This window comes from Williamsia sp. 1135, assembly GCF_002095395.1.
In the GTDB taxonomy this organism is placed as follows: Bacteria; Actinomycetota; Actinomycetes; order Mycobacteriales; family Mycobacteriaceae; genus Williamsia.
In genome coordinates this window covers 424422-446455 of the sequence record NZ_MJEI01000107.1, presented here as the reverse complement: position 1 = coordinate 446455, position 22034 = coordinate 424422, and the positions used below count along the sequence as shown (strand labels likewise).

Genomic DNA, 22034 nt, shown 5'->3' with positions numbered 1-22034 from the left:
CGTCAAGATTTGTTCGTAATGTGACCCACGTCGCATCATGTAGGTGACGACATTGCATGCCTGTGTACGGATTCGGTAAATATTCGCAGGGTCAAGGGAGACGATTCAATGACGAGCTACGACCTGACAGGACGTACAGCACTGGTCACCGGCGGCGCGCAGGGACTGGGCGCCGGGATGGCCGAGGCCATCGCCGCGGCGGGGGCAGCCGTGGCCGTGGCCGACATCGACGCCGACACGGGTCGGCAGACTGTCGACGCGCTACGGGCCAAGGGCGCGAAGGCAGAGTTCGTGCTCCTCGATGTCCGTGATGACGCTGCGTGGGAGGCGGCAGTCTCATCGACGATTGATGCATTGGGTGGCCTCGACATCGTCGTGAACAACGCGGGAATCGAGGTGACCGACCTGCTGATCGACCTCGACGCCGCCGCTGCATCAAACATGCTCGAGATCAACGTCCTGGGCACCGCACTGGGAATCAAGCACGCATTCAGGGCGATGCGACCCGGTGGCACAGCAGGATCGGGCGGCGCGGTGATCAACATCGCTTCTGTGGCTGCGACCATCGCGTTTCCCGGGATCGCCCTGTATTCAGCCTCGAAGTCCGGAATTGACCGACTGACGCGTGTCGCCGCTGCGGAGTCGGGCAAGCTCGGTTACGGGGTGCGGGTCAACTGCATCTACCCGGGGCTCACGCCGACCGCAATGGGCAACAAGCTCGCGGTCGAGACCGCAGCCCTGGGTTTGTTCGAATCGCCCGAGGCCGCGGCCGGAGCGGTCGCGGGGCTCACCCCTCTCGGACGACTCGGTCAGGTCGATGACATGGCCGATGCCGTGGTGTTCCTCGCCTCTGACGCGGCCAAGTTCATCACCGGCGCCGGCCTCCCGGTCGACGGCGGAATGGGGATGTAGAACCGCGGAGCGCTCGGATGTGCTCCACTTTCAGTATTCTGCTCCGGTTCCAGGGCCCTGGAACCGGAGCAGTTCCGCGAAAGTGGAGCAGATGTGACGCGACGTTCAACGGAGGGTGCGCATGCTGAAGGTTCTGGCGTTCGACACGTTCGGCACCGTCACGGACTGGCACAGCGGTGTGAGTGCGGTGCTGCGCGATCAGTTCCCCGGCATCGACGGCTCTGAACTCGCGCGTGACTGGCGACGAACCTACAGCCCGGCGCTCGCCGAAGTGGAGGCCGGGACACGGCCGTGGACGCTTCTCGACGACCTGCACCGCGAAACACTGGAGCGTCTGCTCCGCGACAGAGGTGTCGCCGATGCGACCGCACAACAGATTGATGCAGCCGTGCACTCGTGGCACACCATCCCGGGTTGGCCTGAGGCCGCGGAAAGCCTGCGCCGACTCAAGACCAGATACACCGTCTGCGCGCTCAGCAACGGGAACGTCGCATTGCTCACCGAGATGGCCAAGCGCAACGATTTCGGCTGGGATGTCATCGGAGGCGCAGATCTATGGCGGCACTACAAACCGGCACCCGAGGTGTATCTCGGGCTCGCTGAGCTCATGCGGGTCGAACCCCACCAGGTGATGATGGTCGCCACTCACGCCGCTGATCTCGAGGCGGCGAGGGCCTGCGGGCTGCGCACCGCGTATGTCGCACGACCTCGCGAATGGGGACCCGAAGTCAAAGATGAGTTCGTCAATCCACTCGATGACCACCACGTCGCAGGGATGGACGAACTGGCAACGCAACTCGGATGCTGAGCGAACGGGACCGAAATCCGGCTCGTGGTGTCCGCGGGTAATCTCCATCCCGTGAATCCGGCTCACCAGCAAGACAGATTCGGTGTTCGTTTCGATTGGGGGCTCTCGGGGGCGCGAGCAATCGCGCAGCACTGCGAACTGGCCGTTGTCGTGGACGTGCTGTCGTTCACCACCACCCTGAGCGTCGCTCTCGACGCCGGCATCACGGTCTTGCCTTACCGAACAAGGGGGACTGAAGCCGCGGCGTTTGCCGCCGAAGTCGACGCAACTCTCGCGGTCGGACGATCTGTAGCTCGAGGAGACCAGATCAGCCTGTCAGCGCCGACGATTCGCAACCGGTCCGTCCCGCCCGAGCGACTGGTGCTCCCGTCCCCCAACGGCTCCACGATCAGCTACGAACTCGCAACGTCGGCGCCGACGGTGGTCGGTGCAAGCCTGCGCAATGCCCGCTCCGTCGCATCGTGGATCTGCGACTCATTCTCCGCCGACACCAATGTGGCGGTCATCGCCGCGGGCGAACAGTGGCCGGACGGGTCGCTGAGGCCGGCCTTCGAGGACATGTGGGGCGCCGGCGCCGTCCTCAGTGTGATGGCCACACGCGGTTGGCAAGAACACTTTTCGCCAGAGGCCGCCGCTGCCAGCGCCGCCTGGACCAGCGTCGAACCGGTCATGACGAGCCACCTCCAAGCGTGCGCCAGCGGGCGCGAACTCATCGACGCCGGCTACTCCCAGGATGTCGCGATCGCTGCGGAACTGAACACCAGCACCCATGTCCCTGTACTGCGAAGGGATCGATTCGTGCCGGCGACATAGCCTCAGATCCGGTTGGGGCTCGATTGCACCGGCCGGCTAGGTGCGACGAGCAAGTAAGTTGGCCATCGGGAATCTATAACTGCTATCGCGGTACACAATTCGCCAATCTTCGGCGAACCCGTGGTCCCCGAGTATTCGGCTGAACTCGTCAGGGTGCCATCGCCACGCGGGAGCCACCGCGTGGTCGAACGGAATCGGAGTCCCGGGCTCGTCGCTGGCTTGGAAGCAGACCAGGACGGGCGTGCCCTTGGTCAACCGGTCAGACCAGAGTTCGAGGATGTCGGCCACTTGAGCCGGCTCGACATGAATCAAACTGAACCGGGCGATGATCGCGGCGATGCCGATGTCCTCGGGCCACATCGTCAAGGTGGCGTCGCCCTCGATGAAGCGCAGTTTTGGGTAATTCCGCCGCGCATGATCCAGCATTCCGGCGCTGGGGTCGCAGCCGGTCGCATCCAGCCCGCGAGCGACCAGATCTGCTGTCACGTGCCCAAGGCCGCAGCCGACGTCTACCGTCACGCCATCGCATTCCATGGCCAGTTCGACGAAGGCGGCCACCGCGTGCGCTTCGATGGGAAACTGATAGGTGGTCGGGAGCGTAGTGGCATACAGATCGGCCATGGCGTCGTAACCCTCTTGCGTCATCGTAGAAGAGCGTCCCGTCAGCTGTCCCCGGCCTGTTCATCGAGATGTGCCAACACCGCTCGTGCGGCCTCGAGCTCACTGCTCAGCTCGTCGATTCTCTTCTGGGTCGCTGCTCGTGCGGACTCGATCACCGCGTCGACTGCCGTGATCGCAGTGTCGTCGCCGAGCGCGTGCATCGCTCGCGTCACCCGGTCGGAGGTGACCTCGGCGGGCTTGCCCTGGCGCTTGCTACCGTGCGACACCGACACCGACCAGGTGCTCTCGCCCATCGACGTGATGGTGACACTGACTGCAGCAGGAGCCGTGTTCTTGGTGCGTCGCTGCGTTTTCGGCGGCGCAACCTTCTCGTCCGTCGGAGCCGGCAACACGGGTTCTGGCTCCGGATTCGATGGCTCCACGACCGCGCTTGGAGATCTTCTTACGCCTGATGGTCCGGACGTCGCCTTGGCCGGGCGCTGACGCGCCGGACTCGTGAGAGTTGCGGGCGTCCGGGTCTTCTGCAGTTCGTCGGCCTCGAACGGCAATTGATCGTCGACACCCTTCGGGCTCACCATGACCGTTGACCCGTCGATGGACACCACTCGTGCCGATGCACCGGCGGCGAGGTCGAGCGACGGCATCGGATCGCGGAGGTAGACGGTGACCCGCTTGCCTGCGGCGAGTGCCGTGGCCATCGATTCCAGTTCGTCGGTCGTCAATCCGGTCCGTCTGCGCGAGTTCACGCTGACCATATTCGCACATGCGTGCGAACAAACTCGCGATTGGCCGGGCCTCGTGTCGCGACCGCTCAATCTGTGGGAGCGCAGACCTCGACCACATATCGACGCTCGACACCCGCGGACCGGCGGCCCCACTGCTTTCTGTAACCCGCTTGTCTCCGCGCTCATCGAGGCATCGGATTCCGATGAGCTGTGTCGTGACGAAACTTACCCGAGCTGCGGCGTCGATATCACGGCGCCGGCGACATTGTCATCTCCCAGGGGTTGTTGCCGAGTCGAGGATCTTTAGGCAGTGTGGAGCCATGAGCGACAACACGAAAGTCACTGTGGAACGCACCATCGAGGCGCCCGTCGACGCAGTTTTCGACGTCCTCTCCAACCCTGAACGGCACTTGGAACTGGACGGCTCCGGGTTTATCCGGAGCGTGGACCACGCAGACCGAATCCAGAAAGTCGGCGAGGTGTTCACCATGAACATGGAGGGCGACCACGTAGGCGGCGAATACAAGACCGACAACCATGTGACCGGGTACGTCAAGGACAAGCTTCTGGCCTGGAAGACCGCACCCGCGGGCACCGAACCTCCCGGATGGGAATGGTTGTGGGAGTTGGAGTCCCAGGGGCCGAACGAAACCCTGGTTCGCCACACCTACGACTGGTCAAAGGTCACCGACAAGAAACTGCTCGAACAGTTGAAGTTTCCGCTCGTCACCGAGGACCAGCTGACCGACACCCTCGGAAAGCTTGCTGCCGCCGCAACTTCCTGATTTGCATTGACACCGATCTCGGTCGCTGCCGCAGCCAGTCTGCGCCGGCGACCGAGTCGTTTGTGGGAGACACCGACCGCACTAGGTGCGGGACGGTAGGGGCCGGCGATCTCAGCTGTTCCAGGGACCGATGCCGCCGACCTTTTCGATCCGGATGCGTGTGATGTATCCGGGTGGCGCGTCCTCGGGCGGAAAGCCCGAACCGGGAGGTGCAAGCGTCGCTGCGAGTTCGGCGAGCAGCTCCGGCGCACCGCCCTTGAGGATGTCAGCGGTGCCATTGATGGCGAGATAGGGCGTCATCAACGCATCGGAATCGGATCCCAGAATTGTCAGTGCGACACGAGGGTCGCGGCGAACATTGCGTACCTTCTTGTAGACCCCGAGATGAGCGGTCAGCAGCTCGTCGCCCTCAGGCGCCGTACGCAGCGCGACCCACACAACCGACACTTGCGGGCTGCCATCCGGATTGAGCGTGACCAGGGTTGCGTCCGCGCCGGAACCGATGAGCGCGCGAGCAGAGTCGTCGAGTTTCATGACTGCTCACAACGCGACCCGGCAATCGCGCATTCCCTAGCGAGTGTGTCGGTCCGACGGTACGTGTGGCAGACCCCCGCCTCGACTCACCTTCGTTCAGGGCCACCAAAGGCGAGTCTTGGTGGCATGGGTCTGCGACGATCAGTCGATGCGCGTCCTAAGCAGCCGAACGTTCGCCGCTCTGGTCACGGTCTTCGTTGTGACGACCGGATGCTCCGACGACACCTCAGACAGGGCGAGGCCGGTGCTGGCCGCCTTCGACGATGGATGGGGTCAGGTGTTCGTGATGAACGTCGACGGCACCGGTCTGCGTCAGGTCACACCAACCCTGGGCGACGATACGACGGACACGCGCTACGCAAACTTCGCTGCCCTGTCACCAGACGGCACCCGGTTGGCGTACACGCGGGGCGGCAAGTTCATCGAGGTCGTCGACCTCCCATCCGGCGCAACGACAACAGTCCACGACGGCGGGTATCAACCCGTCTACTCGCCGGACGGGTCATCGATCGCCTTCGTCAGCTCGGGCTCAGGCAACGTCAAGATCATGGATGCCGACGGGTCCGATGTGCGCATCGTTGCTCGCGAGGAGTCCGCATCACAGGTGACGTTCTCACCTGACGGTTCCCGGTTGATCTTCAACGTGGCCGGATACCTCGTCGAGGTCCCTGTCGCGGGAGGAGAATCAAGAGTCGTTCTGCGGGACCAATTCTGGAACGCAGACCCCGCATTCTCACCTGACGGTTCCAGGCTGCTGTTCTCGAGCAACCGCGGAGGTAACAACGGCTCGGAGATCTATTCGATGCCTGTCGCGGGCGGCGAGATCACCCCGCTCACCGACACCTACGCAGTGAGTCCTGAGTTCACAGCGGACGGTTCACGGATTCTGTACACCAGGGCGACGACGGAGTCTGGCGAGTTGGTGACCGATGTGGCCACCTCGACCCATGCCGAGCTCGCATCGATGAATCCCGACGGTTCGGATCAGAAGCGTCTGACGCCTCGGTCAATCACGGCTCAGGGTGCCAGCGTCGCTGGTGGAAAATAGTCTGGGTCGACCCCCCGATACCATTCACCCGTGCGTGCCTTCGACACTTTCGTGACGATCTCGCTGTTTGTCCTGCTCATCTCTGCCGTGTTGTTCTCGGTGTACCTGGGTGGGATGTCGACCATGCTGAGCGACTCGGGTGCACCCGGAATCGCGGTCGGTGGAGTGTTTCTCGCCATCTTCGGGGTACCGGTCACTGCTGTGATCGTGTACGTGGCTGCCGTTCTGTTGGCATGGCAGTCCGATGGCCTCACGTTCTATTACCCCATTGTCGCGTTCGGGGTGATGGTTGTCGCCGCAGTGCTCGTGATGGTCGTCAGCGTGGGACTCATCGCGATGGGTCAGCGGATACACGAAAGGAACGCCTCGACGGCGCCGGCGGAAGCTTCGACAGCCACCACGCGCGAGCCGAGAGTCCTGACCTACGACCGGAGACACTACTTTCAGGAGAAGAACCGCGACGCTGAGCTCGGCATCGAAAGACATACCGGGCGGCGCTATCTCGCCGTCACGATGCCGCAACGAGGCCAGGAGTTCCGGGAGTACTTCGGCCTCGACAAACAGACATATGAAGCACTCGTCGCCGACCCCCAAGACGCGATCTTTTTCGCCGACAGGTGCCGCAGCGGCACGTACGTAACCGACAGGATGCCGTGGGCGGGATCGCCTGTGCCCGAGCCTGTCCACGCCGGTCAGACCGGGTTGGCCCGAAAGAGGGCGATCCTGCTCACCGATATTCCCACCGACGCTGCAGGTGTCGCGGCGGACCTTCCGCCCGGAATCCCCTACGTCGTCATCGTCGATGATGGGGTCGATCCGGCCGGCAACGTCGGCGTGCACGCACATTCTGGCGAGCCGAGAATCCTCATCGCGGCTAACCAGCTCGGGCTCGGGTGAGCGAGGCGCCGGAAACACTCGTTTGACAGGCGTCAAACCCGAGAGTCGGGCCCCTTCGCATATTCCAAAATCACGTCGACGGCCCGCGCTGCGCTCTGACACGCGCCTTCCATCGTCGTGGTCCAGTCGGTGCGGGTCCAATCGCCTGCCAGTGCGAGCCCTGGGACCGAGGTTCGCTGATCCGGACGAATGCCTGCGGTTCCCGGCCGTTGAGCAAAAGTCGATTTCGGCATCCGCACGACGTGGCTGTGGACCACTTCGGCACCAGCGGCGTCAGGGTAATACTTGCGCAGCATGTCCATTTGGATCTCGGTGATCTCGGTGTTCGATTTCTTGGTCAGTTCGTACGACGCCGACACCGTGGTGCTGTAGAGATGATGCCGAGATGCGTCCCGGCCGTGCATTCGCTGACGATCCCAGACCTGCTCGAGTACCCCTTCACCACCGAGGAGGACCTCTCCCCAGTCGACCATTCCGATCGAGCGGTCCAGGTACAGGTTGACACTCACGATGGGGACGGGCGTCAGATGCTCGACTGCTTCATAGATTCGTTCGTGCTCGGGCACCTGGTCGAGCAGTCCTTTCACGCTCCAGACCGGCACGGCGCAGATGACCGCGTCGGCCGAGACCCGTTCGCCGTCGGCGAGTGTGACGCCGACGACGACTCCGTCGGCCACGTCGACCGCGGCGACGACTGCCCGGTGGCGCACATCTACACCGGCATCGGCGAAAACCTTCTCCGCACCGTCGATGAACAGGGTGTCGAGGTCGACGGTCGGATACCCGATCGAGATCGGGGTCTTGGTCTCGCGCGCCCGCCGCATACCGGTGACCAAGAGGTCTGCGGGCACCTTCGCTGACGAGATCTCGGGTTTGTCGCCGGTCAATCCGATCACGATTCCATCCCACAGCGCGTCGCGCGCAGACTGAGGCATATTTATACGGCGGAACCACTCGTCAGCGGTGATGTCGTCCAACCAGGCGGGCTGACGGAGAGCCTGCCGGATCAGCGTGGCCTGTGCTCGTGCTGTTCGGAGTCGGTCGAGACCGGTGACGCCGGGAAGGTCACCGAACGCCACCCTCAGACCCGCCATTCCACCAAACGCCGACACTCGGGTACCCCCACCCGGCAGCCGAATCGTCATGTGCCCGGGGAACTCGACATGTTCTCGGGTACCGACGCTGTCCAGATAGCGCATCAGGTGTTGGTACCCGCTCGCGAATACGTGCTGGCCGTTGTCCGGGACATCGTCGACGGCGGGGACCGGCATGGCGATGGTCCGGCCGCCCAACGACCCCCGCCGTTCCAGCAGCGTCACCTGATGGCCGGCTTCCGCCAGCCACACCGCCGACGCCAAGCCGGCCAGTCCCCCACCTACGACTACACAATGCATGCGGCCACAGTAACGGTCAGCGCTGACCGAAGTGGCAGTTCGCTGCTTGGAGCGGATCGGTAATCGGTGAGGTCTCCGGGTCATTCTCCAGATCTCGTGTGCGCCTGCCGCTCACCCACAGCGCGGTCAGCAAAGCACCGCCCCATATCAGGAACAGGGGGTCCCACACGGCGGCGTGACCGATCATCGTTGCGCTGTCATACCCTCCACTGGGCCTGATCAGCCCCGCCAGAACAGCCCAGGCAGACAACGTGGACAGCCCGCCCCAGCCGACCAGGAGCACGCCACCGACCCAGCTGCATGAGCGAACAGCGCGGTAGAAATGGCCCCGCCACCTCTCGTTGAAGGCCGGGACAACCGCGGCGAGTGCTTTGAGAACAGCGAGCAGACCAAGCCCGATCCCCGAACCAATCGGATGCTCGTCGGCCAATTCGACGGCCCATCTACCTACAGACTCGAGTTGCCACCGCCACCGATCGCCCAGTAGAGGCTGGCAGCTCCGTGGAGTAGCCCTGCTACGGCTGCTGTGGTGAACGCAAGCGTCGCAACCCGACTCCCCCGACCCACCGTCTGTTTCTGCATGTTCTCACGGTATGAACCGACCGCGGTCGTGCACATCCAGGATGTCCCTGAGTAGAACCCTGATCTGGTGACGCCGGGCGAGAATCAGTCGGCGCAGCGAAGGCCATCCTGACCGTCGAGGCGCTGAGCGAAATCAGAACTGGTCACGCGCATGCTCTTGTTCGATCACCGCATCGAGGTCGCTGAGCCTGTTCATTTTGGATACCTGACGCCGAGTCCGAACGTTGTCCCCCAACAGCTTCTGATGTTTGTGGGTGAAGAACCAGTATCCGGCGGTGAACGGGCACGCATCATCTCCGAGACGTTTCTTGGGATCGAATTCGCAGTCACGGCAGTGATCGGACATCTTGTTGATGTAGGCGCCGCCAGATGTGTAGGGTTTCGTCGCCATCAACCCGCCGTCAGCGTGCTGGCTCATCCCGACGACGTTCACCGGCATCACCCATTCGTAGCCGTCGACGAAGTTGGCGGTGAACCAGGCTGTGAGCTCGGCTGGATCATAACCGCGTTGCAGCGCATGGCTTCCCAGGACCATCAGGCGCGGGATGTGGTGAACCCAGCCTCGGTCCCGAACACCGGACAGTGCGTCGGAAAGGCAACGAGCGGTGACCGCTTCCGCGTCCAGGTGTCGAAACCAGTCCGGGAGAGGTGCGGTCGCGTCGAGTTCGTTGTTGGCGGTGTAATCGGCGCCGAAATGCCAATAGAGGTGCCAGATGAACTCGCGCCAGCCGAGGATCTGCCGGATGAACCCCTCGGCGCTGGCCAGAGGCACCCCGTCCTCCCTCGCTGCTCGCTCCGCCGCGTGAACAACGTCGAGGGGGTCGAGGAGGGAGAGGTTCAATGGGACGGACAGAAGTGAATGCGACATCGTCCAGTCGTCGCCCATGATCGCGTCCTCATACGGACCGAACGTCTCGAGGCGGTGGTCGATGAAAGTCCGCAGCGCCGCCTGCGCCTCATCCGCTGTCACCGCGAACAACCGCGGGCCATCGACACCCGTCCAGGAAACGTTCAGTGCGTCGAGGTCCGCCCGCACCTCGTCGTCGATGGCGTCCTCGGTCGGCCACCACGGCTCGTCGACCCCCAGTGTGCGTCGTTTGGGCGGCGGCTTCCGATTGTCGTGGTCGTAATTCCAGGTACCACCGGCGGGCTGGTCCCCATCCATGAGCACGTCAAAGCGAGTCCGTTGCTCCCGGTAGAACGCCTCCATGCGGAATGACCTGTGTCCAGAGGCCCACTGCTCGAAATCCTCGCGAGGCAATGCAAACGACGGATTGGGAAGGATCTCGCTGACCAACCCTTCCTCGGCGAGGCGATGGACGAACTCATGGGCCGCCCGCGACGTCGGCTCATGGACGGCGACCGGACCCGGAAGTTCGGCGAGCACGTCCCGGTAGCCGACGCCCCGGATGTACTGGGCGCGATCTCCGAGCTCAGCCGCCAGATGGCGCATGCCGGACAGAAGGAGATGAGCCTTCTGTCGATGGCCGGCTCGGCGGCGAAGGGCCGCCGAAGACTCGATGAGAACGACATCTCGCTCGGCGTTCTCCTGGGAGGAGTGGATGTGTGGACCAAGCTGATCGGCAAAGAGCCACAACGGCGCTGGACTACGAGACACCACTTCAGGCTACGCATGTCGTCGGTGACTCACGGGGCTCTCGGCAGGTGAATACAACTGCGATCCTCTGGGTATCCCCGCCCTGTGTCCTACTCTCGCAAAGCCCACGACCTCGAATCCGCAGCTCTCGGCGAACGACGTCCCGAAGGTGTCTCCGACGACACAGTCGCTGCGGTCGGGAAACTGTCCGAAGCGCTGGAATCTCTCGAGCGCGCCCGCGGGCACCTCTACTCGTTCCACCAGATGATGGGCCACACCGATCTACTTCTCGGCGATGCCGTCGACCAACTGCGGGAAGCCGGACACGGCGACATCGCTGAAGAACTCGACGAGGAGCTGATCGGCCGAAACGTCATCGAAGGACGTTGGACTTTCCAGATCGTCGAAGACTTCGACGACAATTACTGGGCGGCTTTCCGCGAGCACGAGCGACGAACACGGGACAAGCTCCAGGGCGGCGTTCGGCATGTGTTCGAGGCCGAGATGAAGGAACGTCGACGGACCGGCGGCCGGCGCCATCACGAAGCGAAGCCCTGACATCGCAGCCGACAGAACGCGTTCGCTTCGGGCGCATGAGACAACTACCAACCGGTGTCGACCTGCACGTCTTGACACCTGGCCAGAACGCGGGTTTCGTTGTACGTGCTGACAACACAGCCGGCCTGGGACCGGTGGTGCCGCCCGTGGGTCGTGCCGCCGTAAGTGTCGCCGCCCGGAACATTGTTTTCGTTCGCCCGCACCGCGGTAAACGGTCGGACGTTTCTCACGCATCGGTCCGGTGACACCGGCCGACGCCAATCGGAGTTGACGTTGGCCATCACCGACATTGCCCAGTTCGCCCATCTGACTGATGTGGACGTCAAAGCACTTGGCGACGAACTGGATTCGATTCGATCAGACGTCGAGGATGATCGCGGAGTGCGCGACGCCCGGTACATCAGACGCACGATCGCGCTTCAACGCGGCCTCGAGGTGTGTGCTCGCGCGACTCTCACGGGTTCTCGCCGCCGTCCTCTGTGGTTGTTGGGTACTGCCCTTCTCTCCTCGTCGAAGATCATCGAGAACATGGAACTCGCCCACAACATCTCGCATGGGCAATGGGACTGGATGAACGACCCGGAGATTCACAGCATCACATGGGAATGGGATCAGGTGGGGCCGTCGTCCCAATGGAAACGAGCCCACAACTACACCCACCACATCTACACGAACATCGTCGGCATGGACGACGACATCGGCTTCGGAATCCTGCGAATGACGCGCGACGTGCCCTGGCGACCTGCGAATCTCGTTCAACCCTTCGCGAACGTCATTCTCGCAGTGACATTCGAATGGGGCATCGCGCGGCATGACCTGGACGCGCAGAAGAAGTTGGACGGCGTCGGACCGCACGAGCGGGGTTCGCAGGCCAGTGCGGTCTTCTACCGGAAGATCGGCAGGCAACTCGGGAAGGATTTCGTACTCTTCCCCGCGCTCGCCGGACGGTCGTGGAGGACCACCGTGACCGCCAATGCCACTGCGAACCTGATCCGGAATCTCTGGGCATACCTGGTGATCTTCTGCGGCCACTTTCCCGACGGGGCGGAAAAGTTCACCGTCGAGCAGTACGAGAATGAGACTAAGCCGGAGTGGTACCTGCGACAGATGCTAGGCAGCGCCAACTTTCGGGCTGGACCGGTGATGGCCTTCATGAGTGGAAACCTGTGCTACCAGATCGAGCACCACCTGTTCCCCGATCTACCGAGCAATCGCTACGTCGAGATCGCGCAGCGAGTCGAGGCGTTGTGCGACAAGTACGACCTGCCGTACACGACGGGATCGCTGGGCCGGCAGTACTGGTTGGCGTTGCGGACAATACACAAGCTCGCGCTCCCCGACAGCTTTCTCAATCGCACGTCGGATGACGCGCCGGAAACCAGCTCGGAACGCCGTTTCTCGTTCACGGGTTCACACCTTCCGACCGACGCCGGTGGAGATCGTCGGCACGGGCTGAGATCGGCCCTGAGAGACATACGTCAGGCCCGCAATCCCGGTAGCAGGTAGTCGATCCCGAGGCCACCCACGCGCGTGCGTTGGCGGATGCGCTTGCGCTGACTCATCGGCTCGAGAAGACACCGACGGACCGCGCGGACACACGCGGTGCGCCGTCAGCACAGAACTGTGCAGTTTCAGCCAGTTCCGGGCGATCACGCCGACGTAGCCTCAGTGACCGACGAAAGGACCTCACGTGACCAATTCCGCCGCAGCGCCCGACACAATCGTTCTGATCCATGGCCTTTGGATGACTCCGCGGAGTTGGGAAGGCTGGGTGAGTTACTACGAGGCGAAGGGGTACCGCGTCCTGACGCCGGCCTACCCCGGGTTCGAGATCGAGGTCGAGGCCTTGCGAGAGAACCCGGACGTCATCGCCGGTCTCACAGTCCCCGAAACAGTAGAGCACCTGGCCCAGGTCATCGAGAGTGTGCAGACGCCCCCGATCCTTATGGGTCATTCCTTCGGCGGCACACTGACTCAGCTGTTGGTCGCCCGCGGTCTCGGATCGGCAGCGGTGGTGATCGACTCGGCGCCCACCGAAGGCGTACGGGTCAACCCGCTCTCACAGGTCAAATCGCTGTTCCCGGTACTGAAGAACCCGGCCAACCGACACAAGGCCGCCGGGTTCACTCCAGAAGAGTTTCACTACGCATTCACGAACACCCTCAGCGCCGAAGACTCGAAGAGGGTCTACGACCGGTACCACATCGGGGCACCGGGCAATTGGGTCTGGGCGTACGGGCTGATCGCGAACTTCAAACCGGGACACCAGGAAACGTGGGTCGACTACAGTCTCGACGATCGCGCGCCGCTATTGTTCATAGCCGGCAGCGAAGACCACATCATGCCGCCATCGGTCAACAAGTCGAATGCCAAGCACTATCACAAATCGAAGGCGCTGACCGACTTTCACGAGTTCGAGGGACGCTCACACTGGACCTGCGCCGAGCCGGGCTGGGAGGCCGTCGCCGACTACGCCCTGAATTGGGCGCTGGAACACGCGGACACTGCAAGGATGCCGCGGTCGAACGCGTCCTGAGGCGTCACTGCTGACCGGGGTGCGTCTCCGGTCGATCCCCACCCGGATTCGGCCGGAGCGCTCGCACCAACCTCGTGAATCGCGCGTTGTCGATGAGATCTTCGACGCCGACCACGTTCCCTTCGCCGTCGGCGAGTGGGATGGACCAGTTCGAATACTGGGTTTCGTCTGTTCCCGGCTGATTCTGGATCCGCCGCTCCCCCACCGCATCGGCCAGCGCCACTGACAACAAGATGGACGGACTGCGCGCGATCAGCGCGTGGAGTGCATCCACAGTCTGCACCTCGTCGGCGTCGGCTGCCAGCAGCCCGCGGTCGCGTGCCAATTGCAGGATCGCCTCGCGGTCGCGGGCGTCGTCCGCGCGTTCGGTGGCCTCGTCCTGCTCGAGCAACCCGAGTTCAGCTCGCAATCGAATGTGTTCCCCGGCCAGGTAACCGGCGGTCGGCGGCAGGTCGTGGGTGTTGACGGAGGTCAGGCACAGGGTGCGGTAGTTCTCCGGCGGAATCGGGGCGAACTCGCCATGTTCGAACCACAGGATTGACGTCCCCAGGACCCCACGTGCGCTGAGGTAGTCCTGAACGATCGGTTCGAAGACACCGAGATCCTCGCCGATGACCACGGCGTCGGCGCGTTGTGCCTCCAGCACCAGGATGCCGATCAAGGCTTCGTGGTCGAAAGTGACGTAGGTACCCGCGGCCGCCGATTCGCCCTCCGGAATCCACCACAGCCTGAAGAAACCGAGAATGTGATCGATGCGGAGTCCCCCCGCGCGGCGCAGGACCGTGCGGAGCATGTCCCGGAACGGGACGTAACCATGCTCGGCCAAACGCCATGGGTGCCAAGGTGGCTGGTTCCACACCTGCCCCTGTTGATTGAACGCATCGGGAGGAGCGCCAACTGAAACACCTGTCGTCAGCGCGTCGCCGAGCACCCATGCATCGGCGCCACCCTGCTGCACCCCGACCGCGAGATCGTGAATGATCCCGATGCTCATACCCGCGTCGGTGGCGGCCTCCTGAGCGGACGCAAGCTGCTCGTCGCAGATCCACTGCAACCAACTGTAGAAGCCAATTCGATCGGCCAGCTTGATTCTCGATTCGGCGACGCCGCTGGGATCTCGTAGAGACTTCCTCCATTTCGGGCTTGCTGCGCCGTACTTTTCGATCAGGGCACACCAGGTCGCGAACTCCAGCAGACCTTCGCCTTCAGCGTTGAGGTATCGATCCAGGCTGCCGCGTCGGTGCGGGCTCAGCGGAACGCGAAAGATGGTTTCGAGAACCTGAAGCTTCGCGCGATACACCGAGTTCCGGCGGATGCGGTTCGGGTCGGCGTTGCTCTTCGCGTATTTGGCCGCGTAATCGTGCATCTGCCGGTGGGCGGTCTCCGGCAGCAACGCCGCCTCAGGGATGTCCTCGACCCGGATGTAGAGCGGATTGACGAACCTTCTGGTGGTCGGTAGGTACGGAGATCGCTCCAGCGGTGGCTGCGGCTGAGCAGCGTGAAGGGGGTTGACCAGCACGAAGTCGGCGCCGTGCACCGATCCGGCGATGTGTGCGATGTCCGACAGGTCGGCCAGGTCCCCGATTCCCCACGACCGGCGCGAACGGATCGAGTACAGCTGAGCAGCCAATCCCCACCGTTGATCAGCAGCGAACCTGTCGGCGGTCGTCAGTCGTTTCGGAGTCACGACGAGGGAGCACACCGCAGGCGCTCCGTCGTCGGGCTCGGCATGCACCGAATGCCACCCGGTGGGCAACGTGGCCGGCACAGCGAAGGTCGCTCGCCCGATCAGTACGCCGTCGACTTCGCGTGGCTCCGTCCAGACGTTCACCTGGTCCACTGCGACGCGGGCACCCTGCTCGGTGGTCACCCACACGCGGACTTGCGTCCCATGAGGAATGTGGACCGGAATGTGGCTGTCCGATCCCTCGGTGATGACGAGGACCGGAGGCAGTGTCCTGCGCCACGGTTTTTCGTCGATCTCGTGAAGGGATTGCGCGATGGTGTCGGAAGTATCGCAGTTGACACCCAGCGCCCCGAGGATGTGTTGCAAACTGCTGTCGGACACCTGCTTGCGCTGCTTGTCCCAGCCCTCGTACGAAGTGGCGACACCACATCGATCGGCAAGGATTCTCAGCTGCTCGGTGTACCACACCTCTGCGATGCTGCCAGGTTTGCCGGCGTTGCGCTCGCCCCGGCTACTACTCGGCGTCACTCGCGCAGTGCGGGATCTATCAGGGATTGCAGCTTGTCGGGTCGCACCGGCAGATCTCTGACCCTCACCCCGCAGGCGTGGTACACCGCGTTGACGATCGCGGCTGAGGAACCGACATTACCGATCTCTCCGATTCCCTTGCTGCCCATCGGGTTGAGGTCGTTGTCCTCTTCGTCGATCCAGATCGCGTCGATGTTTCTGACGTCGGCATGAGCGGGCACGTGATAGTCGGCCATGTTCTCGTTCGTGAAGCCGCCGTAATCGTGGTCGGGAATCCCCTCCTCGAGCAGCGCCATCCCGAGGCCGAAGGTCATGCCGCCGATGAGCTGTGACCGCGCCAATCGCGGATTGAGCACCCGCCCCACCGCGAACACACCAAGCATCCGCTCGACGGCCACCTCACCGGTATCGACGTCGACGCTCACCTGCGCGAACTGGGCACCGAAGGCTTCGCGTGGCATCTGCGCCCGAGCCGCCACATCGTCTGCGGTGTCGGCAGTGACCTCGAGGGCCGTAGTCGGTACGCCGACCTGCCTGAGCTGATAATGCAGATCGCGGCATGCTTTGTCCACGGCAAAACCCCACGACGACGTACCGGCTGAGCCACCGGCTCCGGGTGCTTTCGGTAGGGAACTGTCGCCGAGGTGCAGGCGAACCGCCGAGTAGGGTGCGTCGAGGGCGTCGGCGGCTATCTGTGCGAGCACGGTGCGCGCGCCGGTGCCGATATCGGAGGCGGCAATGGAGACGTCGAAGGTTCCATCACTGTTCGCTCGGGCCCGGGCGGTGCTGGGCGAGGTGAGTGCGGGGTACGAGGCGAGGGCGACCCCGGTGCCCCACAGCTTTCGTCCCACGAGTGTGGCTGCAGGCTCAGGATTACGCTGTTCCCAGCCGAACTTGTCCGCCCCGACCCGAAGCGCTCGGACCACGTTGCGTGAACTGAACGGGGTTCCCGTTGCCGGGTCCGCATCGGGCTCGTTCACGATGCGGAGTTCGATCGGGTCCATCCCGAGCTCGTACGAGAGTTCATCGATGGCGCACTCGAGAGCGTGGATACCCGGCGCCTCCCCCGGTGCACGCATCCACCGCGGCGTCGAAACATCTAGGGCAGCAACACGATGCGTGGTCCTGCTGTGGTCCGATCGATAGATGTGCCGAGTACCCTCGGCGGTCTGTTCGACGAACTCGACGATCTTCGATGTCTGCTGCATGGTGTCGTGGCACACGACCGACAATCGCCCCTGCGGATCGGCGCCCAGAGCCAGTCGCGAATAGGTCGGGGTTCGGTACCCGACGAACGTGAATGTCGCCGACCGCGGGAGGACGACGCGGACCGTGCTTTTCAGGTGCCTGGCCGCCATGACCGCCAGCACCACGTTCGGACGAGTACTCCCTTTTCCGCCGAAACCGCCGCCGACGTGCTCGGCGATCACCCGAATGCGCTCCGGTTCGAGACCGAACATCGTCGCGAGATCCCCCTGCACCCCCGACGGAGCTTGGGTGGAGTCCCACACCGTGACCTCGGCACCTCCTCCGTCGCCGTGCCGCCATCGAGCGACGGAAGCGTGTGGCTCCATCGGGTTGTTGTGCATGGCAGGCGTGAAGTACCAGTGGTCGACGACGTGTGCCGCGTCGGACAGCGCCTGCTCGGGATCGCCACGGCGGGCGTCGGTCGGAAAACCGGCGTTGACTTCCTCCGGTGCGTAATGATCCGGGTGGTCCCTCTCCAGTACGTTGTCGAAATCGGATGAGCTCTCGTAGGTGATGTCCAGAGAGTCGGCGGCCGCCTGCGCAGTCTCCGGGGAGGTGGCGATGACCGCCGCAACGATCTGTCCTCGGTAGTTGACCTCGTCGGACTGCATGATCATCAATTCGGTGTCGTCGACTTCGTCCAGCGCGGGCGCGTTTTGATGCCACAGCACAGCAAGGACGCCCGGGTGCGACAGCGCCGACTCGACGTCGACTGCGATGACCCGACCGCGGTTGACCTGCGAGCCGACGTGGCGACAGTGGACGACACCGTCTCCGTCGGGCCGTTGATCTGCGGTGTAACGGGCCGTTCCCCTCACCTTGTCGTCGCTCTCGATGCGGCGGTGCGGCACCCCGAGCGCGCTCATCGCTGCGCCACCTGACCACCCGCGAGCTGGACCAGCGTCTGGGTAACAAGCGATCGCACCATCGGAATCTTGAACTCGTTGTCCGAGAGTGCCTGTGCAGCTTCTAGTTCGAGTTCGATGGCAGCAGCGAACTCCGCACGGGTAGGCGATCGACCGATCAGCTGCTGCTCGGCCGCACGCGCGCGCCATGGCTTGTGGGCCACACCGCCGAGCGCGATCCGAACTGCCGAGACCACGCCGTCCTGGACCTCCAGGACCGCGGCAACCGACACCAGAGCGAAAGCGAACGATGCCCGGTCGCGGACCTTCCGATAGGTCGAGGTCCGGGCCGCCTGCAGGGCAGGGATGGCCAACGAGACGACGAGATCGTCACGTTCCAGTGTGGTGTCGAGTTCGGGGTGGTCTCCCGGGAGTCGGTAGAGCGCATCGAAGGGGACGACGCGCCGACCTGCTGGTCCGAGAATCTCCAGATGCGGCTCGAGGACAGCCAGCGCCACTGCCATGTCCGACGGGTGGGTGGCGACACACTGCGACGACGCGCCCAGGATCGCCATGTCTCGGTTGACTCCGCCCACCGCAGAACACCCGGAACCGGGCTCGCGCTTGTTGCAGGCCTTTGCGGTGTCCATGAAATACGGGCACCGGGTTCGCTGGAACAGGTTGCCTCCGGTCGTCGCCATGTTCCTCAACTGCCCCGAGGCCCCCGCGAGCAGGGCCTCCGACAGCACCGGATAACGCGTTCGTACGACTGGATGCGCGGCGAGATCGCTGTTCCGGACGTTGGCGCCGATCTGTAGTTCGCCCGACTCGGTCAGATCGACCTGATCGAGCGGCAGAGCACTGATGTCGATGAGGGTGTCGGGATTGCACACACCGAGCTTCATCAGGTCGACGAGGTTGGTGCCGCCGGCCAGGAGCTTGGAGTCCGGGTCTGCCCCGAGGCGCTCGACGGCGATGTCCACGCTATCCGGCGCGAGGTAGTCGAAGGTCTTCATGACGACACCTCGCCCGCCGCGCCCTCATCCGTGGCGCTACGGACCGCAGCCACGATGTTCACGTATGCGCCACATCGACAGATGTTGCCGCTCAATCGTTCTCGTATCTCTTCGTCGTCGAGCACGACGTCGTGAGGCTCCGCCACGTCCGCGGTCGCTGCGCTCGGCCATCCATGCTTGGCCTCATCGAGCATGCCCACCGCTGAGCAGATCTGGCCGGGAGTACAGAACCCGCATTGAAATCCATCGTGATCGATGAACGCCTTTTGCAGCGTCGACCCGGAAGGGACTTGATCGATTCCCTCGATCGTCGTGATCCGATGGTTTTGTGCGGACACCGCGAGCATCAGGCAGCTCACCACACGGCGGTCGTCGACCAGAACGGTGCAGGCACCGCACTGGCCGCGGTCACATCCCTTTTTCGAGCCCGTCAAGCCGATGTGATCTCTGAGAGCATCCAAAAGCGTTGTCCGGGGGTCACATTCGATATCACGGTGTTCGCCGTTGACATGTAGTCCGATCGTTCGAACCGGGCCAGAGCGCACAGCGACAGAACGTGATGAGGGCTGGTCATCCATGGTCCGGAATTACCCAGTCGGCCGCAGCGGCAAACAAGAGTTCAGGCAGGCGCCCGTCCATCGCGGCGAAGAGGGTGGTCCTCGGGAACCTCTACAAAGATGATCTCGGTGCCGTCGGGATCCACCGCATGCATCTCGATGAGCCCCCAGGGTTCAGTTTTCGCATCCCGGGTGATGGCGACGCCTGATACGCGGAGCTCACGTTCTGCGACGGCGATGTCACGCACCTGCAACCACAGGACGCTCGTACCCGGTGGTGCGCCACTCGCGTCCATGTGCGCAGCCACCTCGATCAGCGCGGCCCCGGCGAAGAAGACAATTCCGCCGGGGTACTCACGGGCGACGGCCAATCCGAGTTGATCGCGATAGAACCGGATCGTCGTCCGCGGGTCTGACGGGCGGAGAATGATTCGGCCACTGAGAACCTCCATGGGTCTTGTCTACCCGACGCATCGGCCAAGAACGGACATACCGCGCCGATGTCGCGGACGCATCTGCACCCGCGGCTCATTCTTGATACCAGCGCGGACGTCGTGGATGAGGTGGTTACCAGAACGAATCGGGACATCCGTGCCTGATCGCCCTCACCCGATCTCCCGCCCTGGTAAGCATGAAGGTGAAGCGCACGATGCAAACCGCCGTCCGCGCTCCGCGCAGTCACCCCATAGGTGAGGAGATCGACCATGGGACAACCTATTCCGACTCCAGATCGTCCGGACCCACCGGGAACCGAGCCCACCATCCCGTCCGTGCCTGAGCCGGAACCCGTTCCGACGCCTCAGCCGGAGCCCACCACCCCGCCGGGTCCCGAACATCCCGCACCCGATCCGGCGTTTCCCGCGCCATCGCCCCCGGAGCCGAGCCCCGGGCCGACGATCATCTGAATGCTCAGCGGTAAACCGTCAGCCGCTGCTCATCGAGCTCGAGGAGCACGTTCTCGACAGGCCCGGTCACTTCGCCATCGTGAGCGGTGAGCAGGGGGCCGGACGCGCTGGTGATCTCCAATCGAGAAGCTTGCACGGACCCGAGGACCCTGGATCGCTCGACCGTACCGAACAGCGACGCAACAATTGCCGTGGTGCGACCGAGCTTCCGGTCTGCGCGGAGGTACTGGAGGTCCAGCACACCGTCGGCCAGGTCGGAACGTCGTGCCGGGCTCAGACCGCGAGGTCGGTACACGCCGTTGCCGACGAATACCGCCCAGACCAGATGATGTTGTCCGTTGATGACCAGGTCGACGGGTTTACGTCCCTTCACCGCCCGGTAGAGCGCGAACGCTGCTGCGGGCCACTTTCCGATGCGATGTTCGAGGCGATCGCGTAGCCGGACCATCTCCGGGTATCCGCCGAGGCCTGCAGTATTGAGGAAAACGCGGCCATCGATCCGTCCGACGTCGACAGTTCCGGCTGTTCCCATCGTCACTGCGCGCGCGGTGTCGGCGTAGGTCTCCAGGTCAAGCGATCGGGCGAAATGGTTGAGGGTGCCGGCCGGGAACACGGCCAACGGCAGTCCCCGATCTAGCGCGAGTTGCGCAACCGTCGCGGCGGTGCCGTCGCCCCCCGCAACGCCCAGCGCTCGAATTCCGTCGGGAATCTGGTCGTCTAGTGGCCTGTCCACGTCCCACTGCACGATGGTCGCCCCCGGCAGTGCGGCTGCGACCTCAGCCGGGGCATCGGCTGCCGACCCTGACCGGGGGTTGACGACGACGGCCAAACCTTCACCAGCCGGTAGTGCCGGTGCCGACCCGGGGGCGGTTTCGGCCGCTCGGAGCGGAGTGGCCGGCCACAGGAAGTGGCCGGCGAGTGCCACGCCGGTGCCGACCGCTGCCCCGGCGACCACGTCTGTTCGATAATGCACACCGACGTAGACCCGGGAATAGGCGACCGCGGCAGCGAGCGGCGCCAGGACTATCGCGGTGCGCGGCCGTTCCAGCGCCGCGCCGACCGCGAATGCTGCGGCCGAGGCGCTGTGACCGCTGGGAAAGGACGATGTCCAGGGCATTCTCGGCAACTGCCGATGCGGATGCAGCAGATCTGCTGGAGGGCGACTGCGGCCCACCAGCGGTTTGATCACGGTGTTGGACAACAGGCTCGCACCGGCCAGCGATCCCAAACCGCGCGCGGCCGCGCGGCGCTGCCGTTTACCCACCAGAGCCAGGACGCCTGCGACCGCAAACCACAGTTTGCCGTGGTTGGCCGACAGCGTCAGATTGCGCATCAACGGATCGGGCCAACCTCGGCCACCTGGAACAGGACGCGGTATCTCGGGAGACTGCACCCCACGAAGTCTAGGGTCTCCTGATCGAGGCGCCCCTCCACCGGG

General features: G+C 63.9%; 23 protein-coding genes. 10 read left to right on the top strand and 13 right to left on the bottom strand.

Features of this window, described 5'->3' with window-relative positions:
* The first annotated feature begins 108 nt into the window (after positions 1-108).
* The 3 genes from BFL43_RS28245 (at position 109) to BFL43_RS28235 (ending at position 2533) form a co-directional block, all read left to right on the top strand.
* Positions 109-912, top strand: a complete 804-nt coding sequence (locus BFL43_RS28245; protein ID WP_084896801.1) for an SDR family oxidoreductase — start codon at positions 109-111, stop codon at positions 910-912.
* Positions 913-1033: 121 nt separating this feature from the next.
* Positions 1034-1720: a haloacid dehalogenase type II gene (locus BFL43_RS28240; protein ID WP_084896799.1), complete on the top strand. Its 687-nt coding sequence runs from the start codon at positions 1034-1036 to the stop codon at positions 1718-1720.
* A gap of 51 nt (positions 1721-1771) precedes the next feature.
* Positions 1772-2533, top strand: a complete 762-nt coding sequence (locus BFL43_RS28235; RefSeq protein ID WP_084896959.1) for a 2-phosphosulfolactate phosphatase — start codon at positions 1772-1774, stop codon at positions 2531-2533.
* A gap of 36 nt (positions 2534-2569) precedes the next feature.
* Here BFL43_RS28235 and BFL43_RS28230 read toward each other — a convergent pair whose 3' ends face one another.
* Positions 2570-3178 (bottom strand): class I SAM-dependent methyltransferase, encoded by a 609-nt coding sequence (locus BFL43_RS28230; RefSeq protein ID WP_084896797.1) that lies wholly within the window; start codon positions 3176-3178, stop codon positions 2570-2572.
* A 17-nt stretch (positions 3179-3195) separates the two neighbouring features.
* Positions 3196-3909, bottom strand: coding sequence for a DUF6319 family protein (locus BFL43_RS28225; protein ID WP_084896795.1), 714 nt, complete (start codon positions 3907-3909; stop codon positions 3196-3198).
* 290 nt (positions 3910-4199) lie between these two features.
* On the opposite strand from BFL43_RS28225, the gene BFL43_RS28220 reads away from it, so the two are divergent.
* Entirely contained in the window at positions 4200-4664 is a 465-nt protein-coding gene (locus BFL43_RS28220) for an SRPBCC family protein (RefSeq protein WP_084896793.1), read from the top strand.
* Positions 4665-4775: 111 nt separating this feature from the next.
* On the opposite strand, the gene BFL43_RS28215 is transcribed toward BFL43_RS28220, so the two are convergent.
* On the bottom strand, positions 4776-5198 hold the full coding sequence (locus BFL43_RS28215; RefSeq protein ID WP_084896791.1) for a TIGR03618 family F420-dependent PPOX class oxidoreductase: 423 nt from the start codon (positions 5196-5198) through the stop codon (positions 4776-4778).
* A gap of 148 nt (positions 5199-5346) precedes the next feature.
* On the opposite strand from BFL43_RS28215, the gene BFL43_RS28210 reads away from it, so the two are divergent.
* Together BFL43_RS28210 and BFL43_RS28205 are read left to right on the top strand one after the other, a co-directional pair.
* Complete coding sequence (locus tag BFL43_RS28210; RefSeq protein ID WP_084896956.1) at positions 5347-6246, top strand: PD40 domain-containing protein; 900 nt, start codon at positions 5347-5349, stop codon at positions 6244-6246.
* Between the two features lie 30 nt (positions 6247-6276).
* Positions 6277-7143, top strand: a complete 867-nt coding sequence (locus BFL43_RS28205) for a hypothetical protein (protein WP_084896789.1) — start codon at positions 6277-6279, stop codon at positions 7141-7143.
* Positions 7144-7175: 32 nt separating this feature from the next.
* Here BFL43_RS28205 and hpnE read toward each other — a convergent pair whose 3' ends face one another.
* From hpnE to BFL43_RS28190, 4 genes are all read right to left on the bottom strand, one after another.
* A complete protein-coding gene (gene hpnE / locus BFL43_RS28200) occupies positions 7176-8537 on the bottom strand; it encodes a hydroxysqualene dehydroxylase HpnE (RefSeq protein ID WP_084896787.1) in 1362 nt (453 codons plus the stop codon).
* 16 nt (positions 8538-8553) lie between these two features.
* A complete protein-coding gene (locus BFL43_RS28195) occupies positions 8554-8967 on the bottom strand; it encodes a hypothetical protein (RefSeq protein WP_240498529.1) in 414 nt (137 codons plus the stop codon).
* 17 nt (positions 8968-8984) lie between these two features.
* Positions 8985-9119 carry a hypothetical protein gene (locus tag BFL43_RS29805; protein ID WP_276206124.1) on the bottom strand — a complete coding sequence of 45 codons (135 nt, stop codon included), beginning with the start codon at positions 9117-9119 and terminating at the stop codon, positions 8985-8987.
* 133 nt (positions 9120-9252) lie between these two features.
* The gene (locus BFL43_RS28190; protein ID WP_084896954.1) at positions 9253-10737 is read right to left on the bottom strand and encodes a cryptochrome/photolyase family protein; all 1485 of its coding nucleotides are present in this window, start codon (positions 10735-10737) and stop codon (positions 9253-9255) included.
* Positions 10738-10821: 84 nt separating this feature from the next.
* On the opposite strand from BFL43_RS28190, the gene BFL43_RS28185 reads away from it, so the two are divergent.
* The 3 genes from BFL43_RS28185 (at position 10822) to BFL43_RS28175 (ending at position 13810) form a co-directional block, all read left to right on the top strand.
* A complete protein-coding gene (locus tag BFL43_RS28185; RefSeq protein WP_084896785.1) occupies positions 10822-11274 on the top strand; it encodes a hypothetical protein in 453 nt (150 codons plus the stop codon).
* 273 nt (positions 11275-11547) lie between these two features.
* Entirely contained in the window at positions 11548-12780 is a 1233-nt protein-coding gene (locus BFL43_RS28180; protein WP_084896952.1) for an acyl-CoA desaturase, read from the top strand.
* 184 nt (positions 12781-12964) lie between these two features.
* The gene (locus BFL43_RS28175; protein ID WP_084896783.1) at positions 12965-13810 is read left to right on the top strand and encodes an alpha/beta hydrolase; all 846 of its coding nucleotides are present in this window, start codon (positions 12965-12967) and stop codon (positions 13808-13810) included.
* 4 nt (positions 13811-13814) lie between these two features.
* On the opposite strand, the gene malQ is transcribed toward BFL43_RS28175, so the two are convergent.
* The 5 genes from malQ to BFL43_RS28150 are packed head-to-tail and all read right to left on the bottom strand — an operon-like array spanning position 13815 to position 20143.
* The gene (gene malQ / locus BFL43_RS28170; protein WP_084896782.1) at positions 13815-15965 is read right to left on the bottom strand and encodes a 4-alpha-glucanotransferase; all 2151 of its coding nucleotides are present in this window, start codon (positions 15963-15965) and stop codon (positions 13815-13817) included.
* Positions 15966-16021: 56 nt separating this feature from the next.
* Positions 16022-18139 carry a xanthine dehydrogenase family protein molybdopterin-binding subunit gene (locus BFL43_RS28165; RefSeq protein ID WP_084896780.1) on the bottom strand — a complete coding sequence of 706 codons (2118 nt, stop codon included), beginning with the start codon at positions 18137-18139 and terminating at the stop codon, positions 16022-16024.
* Positions 18136-19134, bottom strand: coding sequence for a xanthine dehydrogenase family protein subunit M (locus BFL43_RS28160; RefSeq protein ID WP_084896778.1), 999 nt, complete (start codon positions 19132-19134; stop codon positions 18136-18138). The genes BFL43_RS28165 and BFL43_RS28160 overlap by 4 nt, the downstream gene beginning before the upstream one ends.
* Positions 19131-19712 carry a 2Fe-2S iron-sulfur cluster-binding protein gene (locus BFL43_RS28155; RefSeq protein WP_084896776.1) on the bottom strand — a complete coding sequence of 194 codons (582 nt, stop codon included), beginning with the start codon at positions 19710-19712 and terminating at the stop codon, positions 19131-19133. Before BFL43_RS28155 ends, BFL43_RS28160 begins: the two co-directional genes overlap by 4 nt.
* 41 nt (positions 19713-19753) lie before the next feature.
* A complete protein-coding gene (locus tag BFL43_RS28150; RefSeq protein ID WP_084896774.1) occupies positions 19754-20143 on the bottom strand; it encodes a VOC family protein in 390 nt (129 codons plus the stop codon).
* Between the two features lie 252 nt (positions 20144-20395).
* Between BFL43_RS28150 and BFL43_RS28735 the strand changes: the two genes are divergently transcribed.
* Positions 20396-20596, top strand: coding sequence for a hypothetical protein (locus BFL43_RS28735; protein ID WP_143695591.1), 201 nt, complete (start codon positions 20396-20398; stop codon positions 20594-20596).
* Positions 20597-20600: 4 nt separating this feature from the next.
* Here the strand turns inward: BFL43_RS28735 and BFL43_RS28145 are convergent, their stop codons facing one another.
* Positions 20601-21989, bottom strand: coding sequence for a phosphatase PAP2 family protein (locus BFL43_RS28145; RefSeq protein ID WP_240498527.1), 1389 nt, complete (start codon positions 21987-21989; stop codon positions 20601-20603).
* Positions 21990-22034 lie beyond the last annotated feature (45 nt).

Coding starts and splice junctions, on each gene's coding strand:
- BFL43_RS28245 (WP_084896801.1), top strand. CDS start 109: ATGACGAGCTACGACCTGACAGGACGTACAGCACTGGTCACCGGCGGC.
- BFL43_RS28240 (WP_084896799.1), top strand. CDS start 1,034: ATGCTGAAGGTTCTGGCGTTCGACACGTTCGGCACCGTCACGGACTGG.
- BFL43_RS28230 (WP_084896797.1), bottom strand. CDS start 3,178: ATGACGCAAGAGGGTTACGACGCCATGGCCGATCTGTATGCCACTACG.
- BFL43_RS28225 (WP_084896795.1), bottom strand. CDS start 3,909: ATGGTCAGCGTGAACTCGCGCAGACGGACCGGATTGACGACCGACGAA.
- BFL43_RS28220 (WP_084896793.1), top strand. CDS start 4,200: ATGAGCGACAACACGAAAGTCACTGTGGAACGCACCATCGAGGCGCCC.
- BFL43_RS28215 (WP_084896791.1), bottom strand. CDS start 5,198: ATGAAACTCGACGACTCTGCTCGCGCGCTCATCGGTTCCGGCGCGGAC.
- BFL43_RS28210 (WP_084896956.1), top strand. CDS start 5,347: ATGCGCGTCCTAAGCAGCCGAACGTTCGCCGCTCTGGTCACGGTCTTC.
- hpnE (WP_084896787.1), bottom strand. CDS start 8,537: ATGCATTGTGTAGTCGTAGGTGGGGGACTGGCCGGCTTGGCGTCGGCG.
- BFL43_RS29805 (WP_276206124.1), bottom strand. CDS start 9,119: ATGCAGAAACAGACGGTGGGTCGGGGGAGTCGGGTTGCGACGCTTGCG.
- BFL43_RS28165 (WP_084896780.1), bottom strand. CDS start 18,139: ATGAGCGCGCTCGGGGTGCCGCACCGCCGCATCGAGAGCGACGACAAG.
- BFL43_RS28160 (WP_084896778.1), bottom strand. CDS start 19,134: ATGAAGACCTTCGACTACCTCGCGCCGGATAGCGTGGACATCGCCGTC.
- BFL43_RS28155 (WP_084896776.1), bottom strand. CDS start 19,712: ATGGATGACCAGCCCTCATCACGTTCTGTCGCTGTGCGCTCTGGCCCG.
- BFL43_RS28150 (WP_084896774.1), bottom strand. CDS start 20,143: ATGGAGGTTCTCAGTGGCCGAATCATTCTCCGCCCGTCAGACCCGCGG.
- BFL43_RS28735 (WP_143695591.1), top strand. CDS start 20,396: ATGGGACAACCTATTCCGACTCCAGATCGTCCGGACCCACCGGGAACC.